This is a genomic window from Cellulomonas sp. HD19AZ1, from assembly GCF_004535805.1.
In the GTDB taxonomy this organism is placed as follows: Bacteria; Actinomycetota; Actinomycetes; order Actinomycetales; family Cellulomonadaceae; genus Cellulomonas; species Cellulomonas iranensis.
The window spans coordinates 391,723-407,429 of the sequence record NZ_SPHX01000003.1 but is presented as its reverse complement, the minus strand read 5'-3'; the positions used below and the strand labels follow the sequence as shown (position 1 = coordinate 407,429).

Genomic DNA, 15,707 nt, shown 5'->3' with positions numbered 1-15,707 from the left:
CCACCCCACCCGCCCACCCCCCCGCGCATCCACCCCACCCCGCCCGCCCCGTCCCCCGCGTCGCCCTCGTCCTGCCGACGGACAGCGCCGCGGTCGACGGACAGGCGTACGCCGCTGTCCGTCGACCCGTACCGCTGTCCGTCGGCGAGCGGGCGACCGCCGCGGCGCGAGGTCAGCGGGCGTCGTGGTGCGCGGTCGCGGCGACCGCGTCCGCCTGGCGCGCGGGGCCCACGAGCAGCCGGTTGACGACGTACAGCACGACGCCGACCGCGAGCAGCACGCCGGCGCGCGCGTACACGTCGGCCGAGCGCCCCGACAGCGGCGACGCGAGCACGAGCGACACGACCGCGCCCAGCACGGGTGCCCACGTCGGTGCCCGGAACCCGCCGCGCTCGTCGCCGTCGACGGGCGCGTCCGCGTCGTCGGGACGCCGCCGCAGCACCAGCACCGACACGTTGACCACCGCGAACACGAGCAGCAGGAGCAGCACGGTCGTGTCGGCGAGACCCGACAGGTCGCCCGTGCTCACGAGCGTGAGCGCGACGGCCGTCGTGAACGCGATCGCGACCCACGGCGTGCGGCGGCGCCGGTCCACGCGGCCCAGCCACGCGGGCACGATGCCCTCGCGCGACATCCCGTAGACGACGCGCGACGCCATGATCATGTTGATGAGCGCGGTGTTGGACACCGCGACGAGCGCGATGAGCGCGAACAGCCACGGCGGGAACGCCAGGCCCGCGACCCGTACGACCTCGAGCAGCGGCCCGCTGGACTCCCGCAGCGTCGCCGTGTCCACGAGCATCGACGTCGTGAACGCGACCGCCAGGTAGATGACGCCCGTGATGGCGATGCCCCCGAACAGCGCGCGCGGGAAGTCGCGCCGTGGCGCGCGGCACTCCTCGGCGAGGTTGACGGAGTCCTCGAACCCCAGCAGCGCGTAGAACGCGAGCGCGGTCCCGCCGAGCACGGCCACCCACGCGGGCCCGTCGGTCGTCAGGGTCATCGCACGCGACGGGTCGCCCTCGCCCGCGAGGAACGCGCGCACCCCGATCGCGAGGACGACGAGAAGCCCCGTGACCTCGACGGCCGTCAGCACGAGGTTGACGCGCACCGACTCGCTGATGCCGATCGCGTTGACCACCGCGACCAGCAGCACGAACGCCCACGCCGCGACGAGCGTCGGCACCGTCACGAGCTCGGCGAGGTAGTCGCCGCCGAACGCGCGCGCCGCGGCACTCGCGCTCGTGATGCCGCTCATGAGCACCGCGAACGCGACGAGGAACGTGACGAACGGCCGCCCGAACGCGCGCTGCGCGTACACCGCCGCGCCCGCCGCGCGCGGGTACCGGCTCACGAGCTCGGCGTACGCCGTCGCGGTGAGCGCCGCGAGCGCGAACGCCACGACGAACGGGATCCAGATCGCGCCGCCCACCTCGGCGGCGACCTTGCCGGTCAGCGCGTAGATCCCCGCCCCGAGGATGTCGCCCACGACGAACACCAGGAGCATCCGGCGGCCGACCGTGCGGCGCAGCGCGGGCTCGCCGGTGCTGTCGTCGTCCGCGCGGGGGGCGGGCTCCGCTGCGGCGGGGTCGGTGGCCACGGCGACCTCCCGGGCTCGGACGGCCGGCGGCCGTCGGTGCCGCCAGTGTCGCGCCGGGCCGGTCGGCCCGCTCGGCGAGCGGGCGCCGCACGCCCGACCTACGCTCGCAACCTCCCGGCGACGTGGCCCGGCGACCCGGCCGCGCGTGCCGGTGACCCGGGTCGCCCGCCGCCCGTCAACGACCCGTCGGTCCCCGGGGCCGGCGCGAAGGAGGACCCATGAAGGGCAAGGCCGCGTTCGTCGTCGGCGCCGGTGTCGGCTACCTGCTGGGCACCCGTGCCGGACGCCAGCAGTTCGAGAAGATCAAGTCGTGGGCGTCGGACACGTGGCACGACCCGCGCGTCCAGGGCTACGTGCAGGACGCCGAGAAGACCGCGACCGAGTTCGCGCGCACGCAGGGCGCCGCGCTCAAGGACAAGGCCGTGTCGACCGCGAAGGCCCGGTTCTCGGGGTCGGACGACGACGCGTCGGAGACGGCGGCCGGCACGTGGGAGCCGTCGGACGGCCCGCTCGTGGACGCCGACGACGCCAACCCGGACGCGACGCGTCCCTGACACGTCCCGGCACCCACGGCCCGCTCGATGGCAAGGTAGGGCCGTGGGTGTCGAGCACATCGTGGTCATGGGTGTCTCCGGGACCGGCAAGTCGACCGTCGGGCAGGCGCTCGCGGACCGGCTCGGCCGGCCGTTCCTCGAGGGGGACGCGTTCCACCCGGAGGCCAACGTCGTGAAGATGCGCGACGGCGTGCCGCTCACGGACGACGACCGCTGGCCGTGGCTGCGGACCCTGCGCGACGCGATGAGCGAGCACGCGGCGGCGGGCACGTCGACGGTGGTCGCGTGCTCGTCGCTGCGGCGCGTGTACCGCGCGGTGCTGCGCGAGGCGCAGGGCCACGTGCGGTTCGTGCTGGTCGACGTGCCGGCCGACGTGCTGCGCGACCGCATGGTGCACCGCGCGGGGCACTGGATGCCGCCCAGCCTGCTGGAGTCGCAGCTCGCGACGCTCGAGCCGCTGCAGGTCGACGAGGACGGCGTGACCGTGCCCGTCGCGGGCGCGCCCGACGTCGTGGTGGCGGACGCGCTCGCGGCGCTCGAGGCGTGGCGCCCGGCCTGACGGCGCTCCTGCGGCCGTCGCGCCGGGCGGGCCGGAGATCGGCGCGGCCGGGGGCGTCGCGCCGCCCGTAGGCTGCGGCGAGTGCCTTCCGTGCTCGTCGACCTGACCCCCGTCCGCGTCAGCCCGGCGTTCCGGCGCCTGTGGCTCGGCCTCTCGGTCGCGAACCTGGGCGCGCAGCTCACGGTCGTCGCGGTCGGCCTGCAGGTCTACGCGCTGACGTCGTCGACGCTCGCGGTCGGCGTGCTCGGGGTGTGCGCGCTCGTGCCGCTCGTCGTCTTCGGCCTGTACGGCGGCGCGCTCGTCGACCACTACGACCGCCGGACCGTCGCGCTCGTCGCGTCGGTCGTGTCGTGGGTCGCGGTGCTGGGCCTGGTCACGCAGGCCGCGCTCGGCAACGAGCACGTCGGGCTGCTGTACGGGCTGGTCGCGGTGCAGTCCGCGGCCGGTGCCGTGAACTCCCCGGCGCGGTCGGCGATCATCCCGCGGCTGCTCGAGCCGCGCCTCATGCCCGCGGCGAACGCGCTGCAGACCATCGGCTGGAACACCGCGCTCACGGTCGGGCCGCTCGCGGGAGCGCTGCTCGTCGCGGGCGTCGGGTACGCGTGGGCGTACGCGGTCGACGCGGTGCTGTTCACGTTCGCGCTGACCGCGCTGCTGCGGCTGCCGCCCGTGCCGCCCGAGCCGTCGGCGCACCGGCGCGAGCGGCTCGGCCTCGGGTCGGTGGTCGACGGCCTGCGGTACCTGGGCACGCAGCGCAACGTGCGCATGACGTTCCTCGTCGACCTGGTCGCGATGATCACGGCGATGCCGCGCGTGCTGTTCCCCGCGGTCGGCGTGCTGTACCTGGGCGGCGGCGAGACGACGACGGGCGTGCTCGTCGCGGCCATCGCCGTGGGCGGGGTGGTGGCGGGGCTGTTCTCGGGCGGGCTCGCGCGCGTGCGCTGGCAGGGCCGCATCATCGCCGTCGCGATCACCGCGTGGGGGCTGTCGATCGTCGCGTTCGGCGTCGTGCTCGTGACCGCGGGCCGCACGACGCCCGACCACGTGCTGCCCGTCGCGCTGGCGCTCGCGGTCGTGACGCTCGCGCTCGCGGGTGCGTCGGACACCGTGTCGGCGGTGTTCCGCCAGACGATCCTGCAGACCGCGACGCCCGACGACATGCGCGGCCGGCTGCAGGGCGTGTTCGTCGTGGTCGTCGCGGGCGGGCCGCGCCTGGGCGAGCTCGTGCTCGGCGCGCTCGCGACCCGCGTGGGCGAGGGCTGGGCCGCCGTGCTGGGCGGTGCCGCGTGCGTCGTGCTGCTGTGGGTCCTGGTGCGCGCGCAGCGCACGTTCTGGCGGTACGACGCGCTGCACCCGACGCCCTGACGCGCGCCTGGCGGGGCGTGGGGCCGCGTGTCGGTGCCACGCCGTACGGTTCCTCGCATGGCGCTCTCGCTCGGTCTGCTCGGCATCGTCACGCGTGACATGGCCGCGTCCCTCCGCTTCTACCGGTCACTCGGGGTCGCGATCGACGACGGGCAGGACGACGCCCCGCACGTCGAGGCGCGGCTCGACGACGGCACGCTGCTCGCGTGGGACACGGTCGAGACCGTCCGCTCGTTCGACCCGGACTACGTGCCGCCGACCGGCGGGCACCACGTCGCGTTCGCGTTCGACGCCGGCTCGCCGGCCGGGGTCGACGCGACGTACGCCGCGATGGTCGCCGCCGGTCACACGGGGCACCGCGCGCCGTGGGACGCGTTCTGGGGCCAGCGGTACGCGGTGCTGCTCGACCCCGACGGCAACGCGATCGACCTGTACGCGGCGCTCGACGCGGGCTGAGGACGGCGCGGCCAGGGTCGCGCGGTCGCGTCAGGGGCGCGGCACGTTCCGCAGGTTCGAGCGGGCCATCGCCATGACCTCGCCGAGCCCGCCGCCGAGCACCTCCTTGCTCATCGCGGCGGTGAACCCGGCGACCTGCTTGCGCGTGATCTTCGGCGGGATCGACAGCGCGCGCGGGTCGGTGACGAGGTCGACGAGCGCGGGACCGTCGTGCGAGAACGCCTGCCGCAGCGCCGCCCGGATCTGCGTGGGGTCCTCGACGCGCACCGACGGGATGCCGACGGCCTGCGCGACCGCCGCGTAGTCGACGTGCGGCGAGTCGGTCGCGTACGACGGCAGGCCGTCGACGAGCATCTCGAGGCGCACCATGCCGAGCGTCGCGTTGTCGAACAGGACCACCTTGACCGGCAGGTCGTAGTGCTTGAGCGTGATCAGCTCGCCCAGCAGCATCGACAGGCCGCCGTCGCCGGCCATCGCGACGACGTGCCGCTGCGGGCCGCCGTCGTCGCGTGCCGCGAGGGCGGCGCCGATCGCGTGCGGCACCGCGTTGGCCATCGACCCGTGCAGGAACGACCCGATGACGCGGCGCCGCCCGTTCGGGGTGACGTACCGCGCCGCCCACACGTTGCACATGCCGGTGTCGACGGTGAACACGGCGTCGTCGGCGGCCTCCTCGTCGAGCAGCACGGCCGCGTACTCGGGGTGGATGGGCGTGTGGTGCTCGACGTCCTTGGTGTACGCCCCGACGACGCCCTCCATGGCGCGGCGGTGCTTGTCGACCATCTTGTCGAGGAACCGACGGCTGCGCTTGCGCTGCACGAGCGGCAGCAGCGCACGCAGCGTCTCGCCGACGTCGCCGAGCACCACGAGGTCGTTGCGCGTGCGCCGGCCCAGCCGCGTGGGGTCGACGTCGACCTGCGCGGTGCGCACGTCGGACGGCAGGAACTGGTCGTAGGGGAAGTCGGTGCCCAGGAGCAGCAGCAGGTCGGCGCCCTCCATGGCGGCCTGGCACGCGCCGTACCCGAGCAGCCCTGACATGCCGACGTCGAACGGGTTGTCGACCTGCACGTGCTCCTTGCCGCGCAGCGAGTGCCCCACGGGTGCGGCGATCCGGTCGGCCAGCGCGAGCACGTCGGACCGGGCGCCCGCGACGCCGGCGCCCGCGAAGATCGTCACCTTGCCCGCGGCGTCGATCGCGTCGGCCAGCGCCTGCACGGCGTCCGCGTCGGGCACGACGCGCGGTGCGGGCGGCGGCGTCAGCACGTCGACGCCGTCGTCGTGCGCGGCCTGGTCGGCGACGTCGCCCGGCAGGCTCAGCACCGCGACGCCGGGCGCGCCGTACGCGTGGTGGATCGCCGAGCGGATCACGCGCGGCGCCTGCTCGGCGGTCGACACGAGCTCGGAGTACACCGAGCACTCGAGGAACAGCCGGTCGGGGTGCGTCTCCTGGAAGTACTGCGTGCCGATCTGCGCCGAGGGGATGTGCGACGCGATCGCGAGCACGGGCACGCGCGTGCGGTTCGCGTCGTACAGGCCGTTGATGAGGTGCAGGTTGCCGGGCCCGCAGGACCCGGCGCACACCGCGAGCCGGCCCGTGATCTCGGCCTCGGCGGCCGCCGCGAACGCGCCCGCCTCCTCGTGCCGCACGTGCACCCACTCGATGTCGGCGCCGTCCTCCCGCGCGCGCCGCACCGCGTCGACCACGGGGTTGAGGCTGTCCCCGACGATCCCGTACACGTGCCGCGCACCCGCGGCGATGATCTGCGAGACGAGCTGGTCGGCGACGGTGCGACGTGCCACGGGGGACCTCCGAGGGGTGGTGGGGTTCCTCCTCATCGTCGGCCCGCCACCGGGTGCCCGCACCCGCACGGGGTGTGAGCCGCGAGACGTCGGCGCCTCGTCGGTGCGCCGGGCTGGGCGGTCGTGCCCGGCGACGTGCGTGCTCAGCGGCGCAGCAGCTCGTCCAGCGCCCAGCTCAGGAGCTCGCCGGACGTGCGGCGGTACCACGCGCCGCCCTCGCCGTCGTACCCGCGGGGCTCGGCCTCGACGTGCAGGATCATGCTCATGTACATGCGGTAGAGCATGAAGCGTACGTAGGCGTCCTCGTCGTCGAGGCTCAGCGGCGCGCCGCCCTCGCGCAGCCCCGCGAGCAGGCGCGGCGCGGGGGTGTCGCGCCCGAACTGGTCGGCGCCGATCAGGTCCATCAGCGGGTCCGCCCACAGCGCGCGCTCGGGGTCGATGACGCCGACGAGCTCGCCCTCGTCGGTGACGAAGACGTTGCCCTCCCACAGGTCGCCGTGCACCAGCACGGGCGTCGTGACCCGGGCGAGCACGCCCTGGTGGCGCGCGAGCACGGTGCGGACGTCGTCGGGCCGCAGGTCGACGCCCCACCGGACGCCGTCGCCGAGGATCGCCTCGACCATGCGCCCGAACGCCTCGGGCCACGTGTCGCCGTGCAGCCGCGCCCCGGCGGGGCCGTCGGAGCCCGCGGGCTCGGCGACCGAGCGCACGTAACCGAAGCGCTCACCGGTCACGGCGTGCAGGCGCGCCATGAGCACGCCGAGCTCGTGCTGCGTGCGTGCCGCGCGCGGGTCCTCGTCGACCTTCCCGAAGCCCGACTCCTGCCAGGGCGTGCCGGGCAGGAACGACGCGACGACGACGTCGCCCGGCAGGTCCGTGCGCGAGCCGTCGAACCGCAGCAGCCGCGGCATGCGCAGCTCCGGCCGGTCCGCCGCGAGCTCGTAGACCAGCGCCTCGGAGCGCACGAGGTCCAGCTCGTACGTCATGAGCCGCTCGGTCGCGGTCGGCGCGGTCTTCACGACCACGCGTGTGCCGTCCGCGAGGTCGACCGCGTACGTCGTGGCGAAGTAGCCGCCGGTCAGCGGGGTCGCGCCGGTCAGCTCCCCGACGGGGGCGACCACGCGGGTCAGGGCGGCGATCGTCGCGTCGTCGACGGTCGGGGCGAGGGCAGCGCTGCTCACGGCCGTCACCCTAGGGGTGCGACCGGCCCCGGCCCAGGACTTCGCGCAGGGTCGCCCGGGTGTCGCGGTCCGCGCCCGGGTGCGGTGTGCTCCGCACGACCGGACCTGCCGGGCGCCGCACGACGCGCGAGGTGCGGAGCCGAGGGCCGTCAGCGCCCGGGGGTGTCGCCCGTCCGGTCGGTGGCCAGCTCGGCAGCCGCGACGGCCGCGCCCGCGGTGGGGCTCGTCGGCTGGTCCTCGACGCACGTCGCGTCGGCGAGCGCGTCCGCGCCCGCGGCCGGACCGGCGTCCGGGGGTGTCGTCGGCACGTCACCGGGTGCGTCGGACGCCGCGTCCGCGCCCGCACGCGCCGCCGCCTGCCGCCGCAGGGACGGCAGCGCGACCAGCGTCGCGACCAGCGCGGCCGCGCCCGAGGCCACGACGACGAGGAAGCCCGCGTGCGAGCCGCCCGCGTCGATCTGCGTGCCGGCGAGCGACGACCCGACCGACACCCCGACGCTCAGGCCCGTGCCGACCCAGGTCAGGCCCTCGGTGAGCCGCCCCGCCGGCACGAGCTCCGCGACCAGGGCGTTGCCGTTGATGATCGACGGTGCGATCGCGAACCCGACCACGAACATGACGCCCGCGAGCGCCCACAGCGACTGCGTGAGGAAGAACGCGCACACGCCGATCGCGAGCGCGACCACGCCGATCGCGAACCGCCGGTGCAGCGGCGACACCCAGTGCCGCGCGCCGTACAGCAGCCCGGAGATGAGCGAGCCGAGCGCGAACACCGCGAGGATCAGGCCCGCCGCTCCCTTGCTGCCCTGCTCCTCGGCGAACGCGACGGTGGCGACGTCGGTCGCGCCGAAGATCCCGCCGATCGCGACGAACACCAGGATGATCACGAGCATGCCGGGCCGCGCGAGCACGCTGCCGCGCGGGCGGGGCTCGTGCGCCGCGGCGACGGCGGGCTCGGTGCGGCGCAGCGACAGGAACGCCAGGCCCCCGAGGAGCATCGCGACGACGGGCACGATCAGCCCGGCGGTCGGCGCGACGCTCGTGGCGAGCGCGGTCGCGGCGACGGGGCCGACCACGAACACGAGCTCGTCGAGCGCGGACTCGAGCGAGTAGGCGGTGTGGATGCGCCGCGGGTCGTCGCCCAGCACGTGCGTCCAGCGCGCGCGCACGAGCGAGCCGAACGACCCGATCGTCGCGCCCGCGAGCACCGCGGTGACGTACAGCCACGCGGACGGCGCGTGCACCGACGCCGCCACGATCAGGCCGACGATGCTCGTCGCCGAGACCACGATCGCGGGGCGCATGACGCGCGCCTGCCCGTACCGGTCCACGAGGCGTGCGATCTGCGGGCCGCCCGCGGCCTGCGCGACGACCATCGCGGCGGACACCCGCCCGGCCAGCCCGTACGACCCGTACAGCGACGAGATCATGAGCACGATGCCGATGCCGACCATCGACATGGGGAGGCGGGCGACGACACCGGTGGCGGAGAACGCGAGTGCGCCGGGGCGCGCGAGGACGTCCCGGTAGGTCTGGAGCATGTGCTCATGCTCGCACCCGTCGCCGACACCCTCCGCCACGCGTGCGCGGGCCGCGGCGGTCGCCCATGATCGACGCCATGAGCGACGTGGTGGTGACCGACGTGCCCGCCGAGGGCCGGTTCGAGGCGCGCACGCCCGGCGGCGAGCTGCTGGGCCTCGCGGCCTACGTGGTCGACGACGGGCGCGTGGTGTTCACGCACACCGAGGTCGAGCCGGCGGCCGAGGGGCAGGGCGTCGGCTCGGCGCTCGTGCGCGGCGCGCTCGACGACGTGCGCGCGTCGGGGCGACGCGTGGTCGCGCTGTGCCCGTTCGTCAAGGCGTACGTCGCGCGGCACGCCGAGTACCAGGACCTGCTGGACCACCGCTGACCCGGTGACCGGATCGCACTCTCACCCCCTCCTGCAGAGCGTGAGAGTGCGATCGGGTCACCTCTCCCGTGGAGCGCGAGAGTGCGATCCGGTCACCTCTCCCGTGGAGCGCGAGAGTGCGATCCGGTCACCCGGGGTGGTGAGAGTGCGATCCGGTCACCCTCTCCGTGCGGCGTGAGAGTGCGATCCGGTCACCCTCTCCGTGCGGCGTGAGAGTGCGATCCGGTCACGGTCCCCGGGGGCGTCAGGCCTGCAGCGCCTGCGCGACGACGTCCTTCGCGGCCTCCTGCACCTGCGCGAGGTGCTCGGGGGACACGAACGACTCGGCGTAGATCTTGTAGACGTCCTCGGTGCCGGACGGGCGGGCCGCGAACCACGCGTTCTCGGTGGTGACCTTGAGGCCGCCGATCGCGGCGTCGTTGCCCGGCGCGCGCGTGAGCTTGGCCGTGATCGGCTCGCCCGCGAGCTCGGTGGCCGTGACCTGCTCGGGAGAGAGCGCCGCGAGCGTCGCCTTCTGCTCGCGCGTGGCCGCGGCGTCGACGCGCGCGTAGAACGACTCGCCGAACCGGTCGACGAGCTCGGCGTGGTGCTGCGACGGGCTCCTGCCGGTCGTCGCGAGGATCTCGGAGGCGAGCAGCGCGGGCAGGATCCCGTCCTTGTCCGTCGTCCACACCGTGCCGTCGGTGCGCAGGAACGACGCGCCCGCGGACTCCTCGCCGCCGAACCCGACGGACCCGTCGATGAGACCGGGCACGAACCACTTGAAGCCGACCGGCACCTCGAGCAGGCGGCGGTCGAGCGACGCCGCGACGCGGTCGATGAGCGACGACGACACGAGCGTCTTGCCGATCGCGGTGCCCGCGGGCCAGCCGGGGCGCGCGCCGCCGTAGAGGTACGCGATCGCGACGGCGAGGTAGTGGTTGGGGTTCATGAGCCCCGCGTCGGGCGTCACGATGCCGTGCCGGTCGGAGTCGGCGTCGTTGCCCGTCGCGATGTCGAACGGCGTCCGCCCGTCGGGGCCGGGCTGCATGCGCTCGAGCAGCGACGCCATCGCGTACGGCGACGAGCAGTCCATGCGGATCTTGCCGTCCCAGTCGAGGGTCATGAACGCCCACCGCGGGTCGACCTCGGGGTTGACGACCGTGAGGTCGAGCCCGTAGCGCTCGCCGATCGCGCCCCAGTACTCGACGGATGCGCCGCCGAGCGGGTCGGCGCCGATGCGCACGCCCGCCGCGCGGATCGCGTCGAGGTCGACGACGTTCGCGAGGTCGTCGACGTACGACGTGAGGTAGTCGTGCTTGCGGGTCGTGGGCGCCGCGAGCGCCTGCACGACACCCACGCGCGGCACGTTCCGCCACCCGCTGCGCAGGATCTCGTTGGCGCGGTCCGCGATCCACCCGGTCGCGTCCGAGCCGGCGGGACCGCCGTGCGGCGGGTTGTACTTGAAGCCGCCGTCGCGCGGCGGGTTGTGCGACGGGGTGACGACGATGCCGTCGGCCAGGCCCGGGCCGTGCGTGCGCACGCCCGCGGCGGTGCCCGCGCCGTTGTGGCGCAGGATCGCGAGCGAGACCGCGGGCGTCGGGGTCCACGAGTCGCGCGCGTCGACGTGCACCTCGACCTCGGCCGCCGCGAGCACCTCGAGCGCGGTCGTCCACGCGGGCTCGGACAGCGCGTGCGTGTCGCGCCCGATGAACAGGGGGCCGTCGGTGCCCTGCGCGCGGCGGTACTCGACGATGGCCTGGGTGATCGCGACGATGTGCGCCTCGTTGAACGCGCCGTCGAGCGCGGACCCGCGGTGGCCCGACGTGCCGAACACGACCCGCTGCGCGGGGTCGTCGAGGTCGGGCTCGCGGTCGTGGTACGCGGTCAGCAGGGCGTCGACGTCGACGAGGTCGGAGGGCTGGGCGGGGGTGCCGGCGCGCGGGTGCATACCTTGATCCTCCCGCAGCCGGGCCCCGCCGCGCACCTGCTCGGACCACCCGTGCACCGCCCCGGTCCGGGGTCGGGGGGGCTCGGTGGGTGGGCGGACCGGCGCAGGGTCGTGGGCACCGACTCGCTAGGCTGGCGCGCATGGCCAAGAAGACGACCGAGTTCGTGCTGCGCCCGTTCGAGGGGCTCCCGGGTGAGCCCGACTGGGTCGCGATGCGCGAGCTCGTGCCCGCCGCGACCGCGACGGTCCGCACGACCGCCGAGCACGGCGCGCGTGACGTCCTCGTGACGACGATCCTGCCGAACTCGTGGGCGGCGCTGCACCGCGCCGACGGCGTCGTGCTCGTCGCGCTGCAGACGGGCACGAGCTCGGGCGACGCGTCGCGCGACGTCGCGACGGCCCTGCTGCTCGCGCTCGACGCCGAGCCGGGCACCGCGATCGAGACCATCGGCCTGCCGACCCCCGGCCCCCGCCTGCAGGACGTCCTCGACCCGACCGTCCCGTTCGAGGTCACGGTCCAGGAGAGCTTCGCGTACTGGCTGGACCCCAGCACCGAGATCACGCCCGACCTGCAGGCCGCGATGGAGGACGCCGATGCCGGCATCGTCGACACGCGCCGGCTGGCGTCCGTCGAGTCCGCGTACTGGTGCCGCATGGGGGCGCGCGAGTACCTGCGCTGGGCGCAGGCCGACGACGAGCAGGTCGTGCTCGACGGCCTGGCGCGCCTGCACGGCCGCCGGGAGTCCGGGTTCGACGGCCACAAGTTCATCGGGTACTTCCGCGCCGCGGGCATCGTGGTCCCGGTGTGGGAGCTCGCGCGCGGCTCGGAGGCCGAGGACGTCGAGGACGGCGTGAAGGCGTTCGCGCCCGCGCTCGCCGCGGCCCTCGCGGACGACGCCCCGCTCGACGCTGACGCGCGCCGCGCCCGCGCGGGCCTCGTGGCACGCCAGGTCACGCTGCGCTGACCTGCCGCTCACCAGGACCGTCCCGGGCGCGCGGTGCGCGCCCGGGCCCGTCGCTCGTGAGGCGACCACCCTCCCGCGGTCGATAGGGTGGTCACCGTGACTGGCACGGGGAGCGAGGGCGTCCGACCGGGGGCCGACGCGACCGACGACGCGACCGCGACCCCCCCGACGGCGGAGCGCCGTGCGCCCGCGCCGCGCACCGCCCGCCCCCCGCGGCAGCGGGTCGCCGTGATCATCCCGGCGAAGGACGAGTCGCGCCGCATCGCGGCGACGGTCCGCGCCGCCCGGGCGATCCCGTACGTCGACCTCGTGCTCGTCGTCGACGACGGCTCGGAGGACAACACGCAGCACGTCGCGCGCGAGGCCGGTGCGGTCGTCGTGCGGCACTCGCACAACCGCGGCAAGGCCGCAGCGATGGAGACGGGCGCCGCTGTCGTCGCGATGCGCGACGCACCGGACCGGGCGCCGCGGCACCTGCTGTTCATCGACGGCGACCTCGCCGAGACGGCCGTCAACACCGCGCCGCTCGTGCCGCCGGTCCTCGAGGGCGTCGCCGACCTGACGATCGCACTGCTGCCGCCGCAGCCCGGCGCGGGCGGGCGTGGCATCGTCGTCGGTGCCGCGCGGCGCGCGATCGCGTCGATGACCGGGTGGACCCCCACGCAGCCGCTGTCGGGCATGCGCTGCCTCACGCGGGAGGCGTTCGAGGCGGCCACGCCGCTCGCGCGCGGCTGGGGCGTCGAGACGGGCATGACGATCGACCTGCTGCGGCAGGGCTTCCGGGTCCTCGAGGTGCCGTGCGAGCTGCGGCACCGTCCGTCGGGCTCCGACCTCAAGGGTCAGCTGCACCGTGCGGCGCAGTACCGCGACGTGCAGATCGCCGTCAACGCGCGCCGCGCACGCGCCGCGGTCGGCGGGCTCAAGCGGGCGACGACCCCTCGGGAGCGTCCGGCCGAGCGCTGACCTCGGCGGCGCCGTCGGGCGTCGCGCCGGGCCCGGTCGCGTCGACGTCGTCCGCGCCCGCGTCGAGCCGCCACTGCGCGGCGGCGGCCACGAGGCACGGCACCGCGACGGCGATGCCCATGGCCGGGACGATGATGCCCGAGTCGTTCATGAGGAACCCGACCGTGAGCGCGACACCCGTGGCCGCGACCGCCGGCCGCAGCAGCGGGACCGCGCGCTGCAGGCCGGCCAGGGGCGACCCCTCACCCATCAGCGCGCCGCGCCGCGGGCGCGGGCCCACGAGCACGAGCAGCACGAGAGCGACGCCGCCGATCGCCAGCACCAGGTAGCGCCACGACGTCAGGACCCGCAGGTTCACCGAGAGCTTGCGCCAGACCACGTCCCACAGGCCGCCGTCGATGACGGTGTCGAGGAACCGGCCGACGTGCGTGCGGTCCGCGGCGGGGCGCAGCCAGTCGAGGTACGCGAAGCCCAGCACGACGGCACCGCCGACGGCGCACACGATCAGCACGGTCCGCCACGAGACGCGACGGCCGCTGACGGCCACCGCGAGCATCGCGAACGCGACGAGCAGCGCGGGCGGGCCGCCGAAGTCGGCGCCCCACGACGGCGAGCCGTTGACCACGACGATCGCCAGCCCGATCCCGGCGACCGCTGCGACAGCGGCCCGGCGGTGCCCGCGGCGCAGCAGCGCGTCGGCCACGACCACGGCGACGAGGACGCCCGCGGCCAGGACCAGCGCGAACGCCTGGTTGCTCATGCCGTAGAACCGCGCCGCGAGGATGCGGTGCGCACCGAGCGGCGAGTCGACGAGCAGGTTCGAGCCCGTGACGGCGTCGACCAGGATCACGCCCACCGTGACCCCCGCGACCCCGCCCGCCGGCCCGAGCACGTACCGCCGCCACGGCCCGGCGAGGGCGACCGCCGTGACGACGGCGACCCAGCCGACCACGACCGCCCAGAACGCGGTCGCGGGCCGGTCGGCGCGCCACCACGGCACGGTCCCGGCGAGGAACGACGCGACGGGGGCGGCGCCGAGCGCGAGCGCGGCGACCTGCAGGGCCCTCAGCGCGGGACGCAGCGGTGCGCGGTCGGTGCGCCCGCGCAGCAGCAGCACCACGGCCGCGACGAGGAACAGCGCGGCCTGGCTCAGCACCATGCGCGCCGAGAAGGCGCCGTGCACGCGCGTGATCGCGCTGGCCTCCTCCTGGATGTCGAGCACGCGCGCGACGCGTGCGCCGCCGGTCGCGGGCCCGGGCGTCGGGACGATCTGCGCACCGGGGATCGTGGGCACGTCGGGCAGGCCCAGCAGCGACAGGAGGGTCGGCGTGACGTCGACGGTCTGCACGAGCCCCTGCTGCCGCGTGGACCCCGACGTGAGCAGGCTCGCGCCGTAGGCGTCACCGCCCGGGCGCGGTCCGGTCGCGGCGGCGAGCTGCAGCGCGACGCGTCCCGAGTCGGCCAACGACACCACGAGCACGGTCGCGTCCGTGCCGCGCAGGCCGTCGAGCACGGCGTCGACGTGCGCGTCGATCGTCACGGCCTGCTGCGCGCGCGTCGGCTCGACGATCGACTCGGACCCGGGCAGCTCCTGCGTGCCGCCGAGGCCGAGCCCGGGGTCCTCCTCCTCGCCCGGCGCGACGGTCGGGGTGGGGGTGCTGGGGCGGGCCGCGGTCGCCCAGCCGGGGTCGCGGACGACACCCGCGTCGACGACGACGAGCTGCGAGGTCGCGGCGGCCTCGCGCACCGCGCGCTGCAGGTCGCGCTGCTGCGCGGGCATGCGCAGGTGCGTGCCGACCGGGACGCCGTCGGCGTCGGCGAGCGCGATCGCGGCGCCCGGGCCGATGCCGGTGGCGGTGGTGCCGGACCGCTCGAGCTCGCCGCCGAGCAGGCCGAGGCGCGCGCGGTAGGACTCGCCCGCGGCGGCCGCGCGGTAGTCCTCCCAGCCGGGGACCTGACCGGACTCGCCGGGGTCGCGCAGCGTGCGGCACGTGCCGTCCTCGGCGGGCAGGTCGGCGGCGCGGTTGCCGGCGGAGACGGCGAGCCAGCCGTCGGCGGGGCACGCGCGCGAGCGCACCGAGCGGGTCGTGACGTCGCCGACGGATCCCGCGCGGGACAGGCCCCACAGCGCGGGCGTCGTGAGCGACCCGATGTCGTCCCAGCGCAGCCCGGCGACGCCGACGAGCACGACGGGCCCGGGCGCGGCGTCCGGCTCGGCGGCGTGCGCGGGCGCCGCGACGAGGAGGGCGAGGCCGGTGACGAGGGCAGCGGTCAGCGCGCGGAGGGTCCGGGGCACCGACCCAGCGTACGTGCGGGCACTAGGCTCGGCGGCGCCGCGGGCGCGGCCGCGCACCGAGCGGACGCGAAGCCCTCGCGGCGCGTGCACAGGTCCGCCGCACGCGGGCCTCGACGGCGACGACGTGCG

13 protein-coding genes are annotated in these 15,707 nt (G+C 75.7%); 7 read left to right on the top strand and 6 right to left on the bottom strand.

All coding sequences use genetic code 11. From position 1 onward, the window contains the following. Positions 1–172 precede the first annotated feature (172 nt). Complete coding sequence (locus tag E4A51_RS08045; protein ID WP_240696420.1) at positions 173–1,600, bottom strand: APC family permease; 1,428 nt, start codon at positions 1,598–1,600, stop codon at positions 173–175. A gap of 218 nt (positions 1,601–1,818) precedes the next feature. Between E4A51_RS08045 and E4A51_RS08040 the strand changes: the two genes are divergently transcribed. The 4 genes from E4A51_RS08040 to E4A51_RS08025 all read left to right on the top strand — a co-directional run bounded on the left by E4A51_RS08040 (position 1,819) and on the right by E4A51_RS08025 (position 4,534). After that, positions 1,819–2,154, top strand: a complete 336-nt coding sequence (locus tag E4A51_RS08040) for a YtxH domain-containing protein (protein ID WP_087508781.1) — start codon at positions 1,819–1,821, stop codon at positions 2,152–2,154. A gap of 43 nt (positions 2,155–2,197) precedes the next feature. Then, a complete protein-coding gene (locus E4A51_RS08035; RefSeq protein WP_240696419.1) occupies positions 2,198–2,713 on the top strand; it encodes a gluconokinase in 516 nt (171 codons plus the stop codon). An 81-nt stretch (positions 2,714–2,794) separates the two neighbouring features. After that, positions 2,795–4,078, top strand: coding sequence for an MFS transporter (locus tag E4A51_RS08030; RefSeq protein WP_046529391.1), 1,284 nt, complete (start codon positions 2,795–2,797; stop codon positions 4,076–4,078). 57 nt (positions 4,079–4,135) lie between these two features. Beyond that, positions 4,136–4,534: a VOC family protein gene (locus tag E4A51_RS08025; RefSeq protein ID WP_134851389.1), complete on the top strand. Its 399-nt coding sequence runs from the start codon at positions 4,136–4,138 to the stop codon at positions 4,532–4,534. 30 nt (positions 4,535–4,564) lie between these two features. Here the strand turns inward: E4A51_RS08025 and E4A51_RS08020 are convergent, their stop codons facing one another. The 3 genes from E4A51_RS08020 to E4A51_RS08010 form a co-directional block, all read right to left on the bottom strand. Continuing rightward, positions 4,565–6,370: a pyruvate dehydrogenase gene (locus E4A51_RS08020; protein WP_206119988.1), complete on the bottom strand. Its 1,806-nt coding sequence runs from the start codon at positions 6,368–6,370 to the stop codon at positions 4,565–4,567. Between the two features lie 107 nt (positions 6,371–6,477). After that, positions 6,478–7,515, bottom strand: a complete 1,038-nt coding sequence (locus E4A51_RS08015; RefSeq protein ID WP_240465519.1) for a phosphotransferase family protein — start codon at positions 7,513–7,515, stop codon at positions 6,478–6,480. Positions 7,516–7,664: 149 nt separating this feature from the next. Further along, entirely contained in the window at positions 7,665–9,056 is a 1,392-nt protein-coding gene (locus E4A51_RS08010; protein WP_134851387.1) for an MFS transporter, read from the bottom strand. A gap of 77 nt (positions 9,057–9,133) precedes the next feature. Between E4A51_RS08010 and E4A51_RS08005 the strand changes: the two genes are divergently transcribed. Beyond that, positions 9,134–9,424, top strand: a complete 291-nt coding sequence (locus tag E4A51_RS08005) for a GNAT family N-acetyltransferase (RefSeq protein WP_134851386.1) — start codon at positions 9,134–9,136, stop codon at positions 9,422–9,424. A 244-nt stretch (positions 9,425–9,668) separates the two neighbouring features. On the opposite strand, the gene pgm is transcribed toward E4A51_RS08005, so the two are convergent. After that, positions 9,669–11,354 (bottom strand): phosphoglucomutase (alpha-D-glucose-1,6-bisphosphate-dependent), encoded by a 1,686-nt coding sequence (pgm, locus tag E4A51_RS08000; protein ID WP_134851385.1) that lies wholly within the window; start codon positions 11,352–11,354, stop codon positions 9,669–9,671. Between the two features lie 140 nt (positions 11,355–11,494). Here pgm and E4A51_RS07995 point away from each other — a divergent pair, with 140 nt between their 5' ends. Both E4A51_RS07995 and E4A51_RS07990 read left to right on the top strand, forming a co-directional pair. Continuing rightward, a complete protein-coding gene (locus E4A51_RS07995; RefSeq protein ID WP_070320331.1) occupies positions 11,495–12,319 on the top strand; it encodes a DUF5926 family protein in 825 nt (274 codons plus the stop codon). Between the two features lie 96 nt (positions 12,320–12,415). Further along, positions 12,416–13,282: a glycosyltransferase family 2 protein gene (locus tag E4A51_RS07990; RefSeq protein WP_255430546.1), complete on the top strand. Its 867-nt coding sequence runs from the start codon at positions 12,416–12,418 to the stop codon at positions 13,280–13,282. Here the strand turns inward: E4A51_RS07990 and E4A51_RS07985 are convergent. Further along, a complete protein-coding gene (locus E4A51_RS07985) occupies positions 13,239–15,578 on the bottom strand; it encodes a hypothetical protein (protein WP_134851384.1) in 2,340 nt (779 codons plus the stop codon). The two genes, E4A51_RS07990 and E4A51_RS07985, sit on opposite strands and share 44 nt — an antisense overlap. Between the last annotated feature and the right edge of the window lie 129 nt (positions 15,579–15,707).

Coding starts and splice junctions, on each gene's coding strand:
- E4A51_RS08040 (WP_087508781.1), top strand. CDS start 1,819: ATGAAGGGCAAGGCCGCGTTCGTCGTCGGCGCCGGTGTCGGCTACCTG.
- E4A51_RS08025 (WP_134851389.1), top strand. CDS start 4,136: ATGGCGCTCTCGCTCGGTCTGCTCGGCATCGTCACGCGTGACATGGCC.
- E4A51_RS08020 (WP_206119988.1), bottom strand. CDS start 6,370: ATGAGGAGGAACCCCACCACCCCTCGGAGGTCCCCCGTGGCACGTCGC.
- E4A51_RS08010 (WP_134851387.1), bottom strand. CDS start 9,056: ATGCTCCAGACCTACCGGGACGTCCTCGCGCGCCCCGGCGCACTCGCG.
- E4A51_RS08005 (WP_134851386.1), top strand. CDS start 9,134: ATGAGCGACGTGGTGGTGACCGACGTGCCCGCCGAGGGCCGGTTCGAG.
- pgm (WP_134851385.1), bottom strand. CDS start 11,354: ATGCACCCGCGCGCCGGCACCCCCGCCCAGCCCTCCGACCTCGTCGAC.
- E4A51_RS07995 (WP_070320331.1), top strand. CDS start 11,495: ATGGCCAAGAAGACGACCGAGTTCGTGCTGCGCCCGTTCGAGGGGCTC.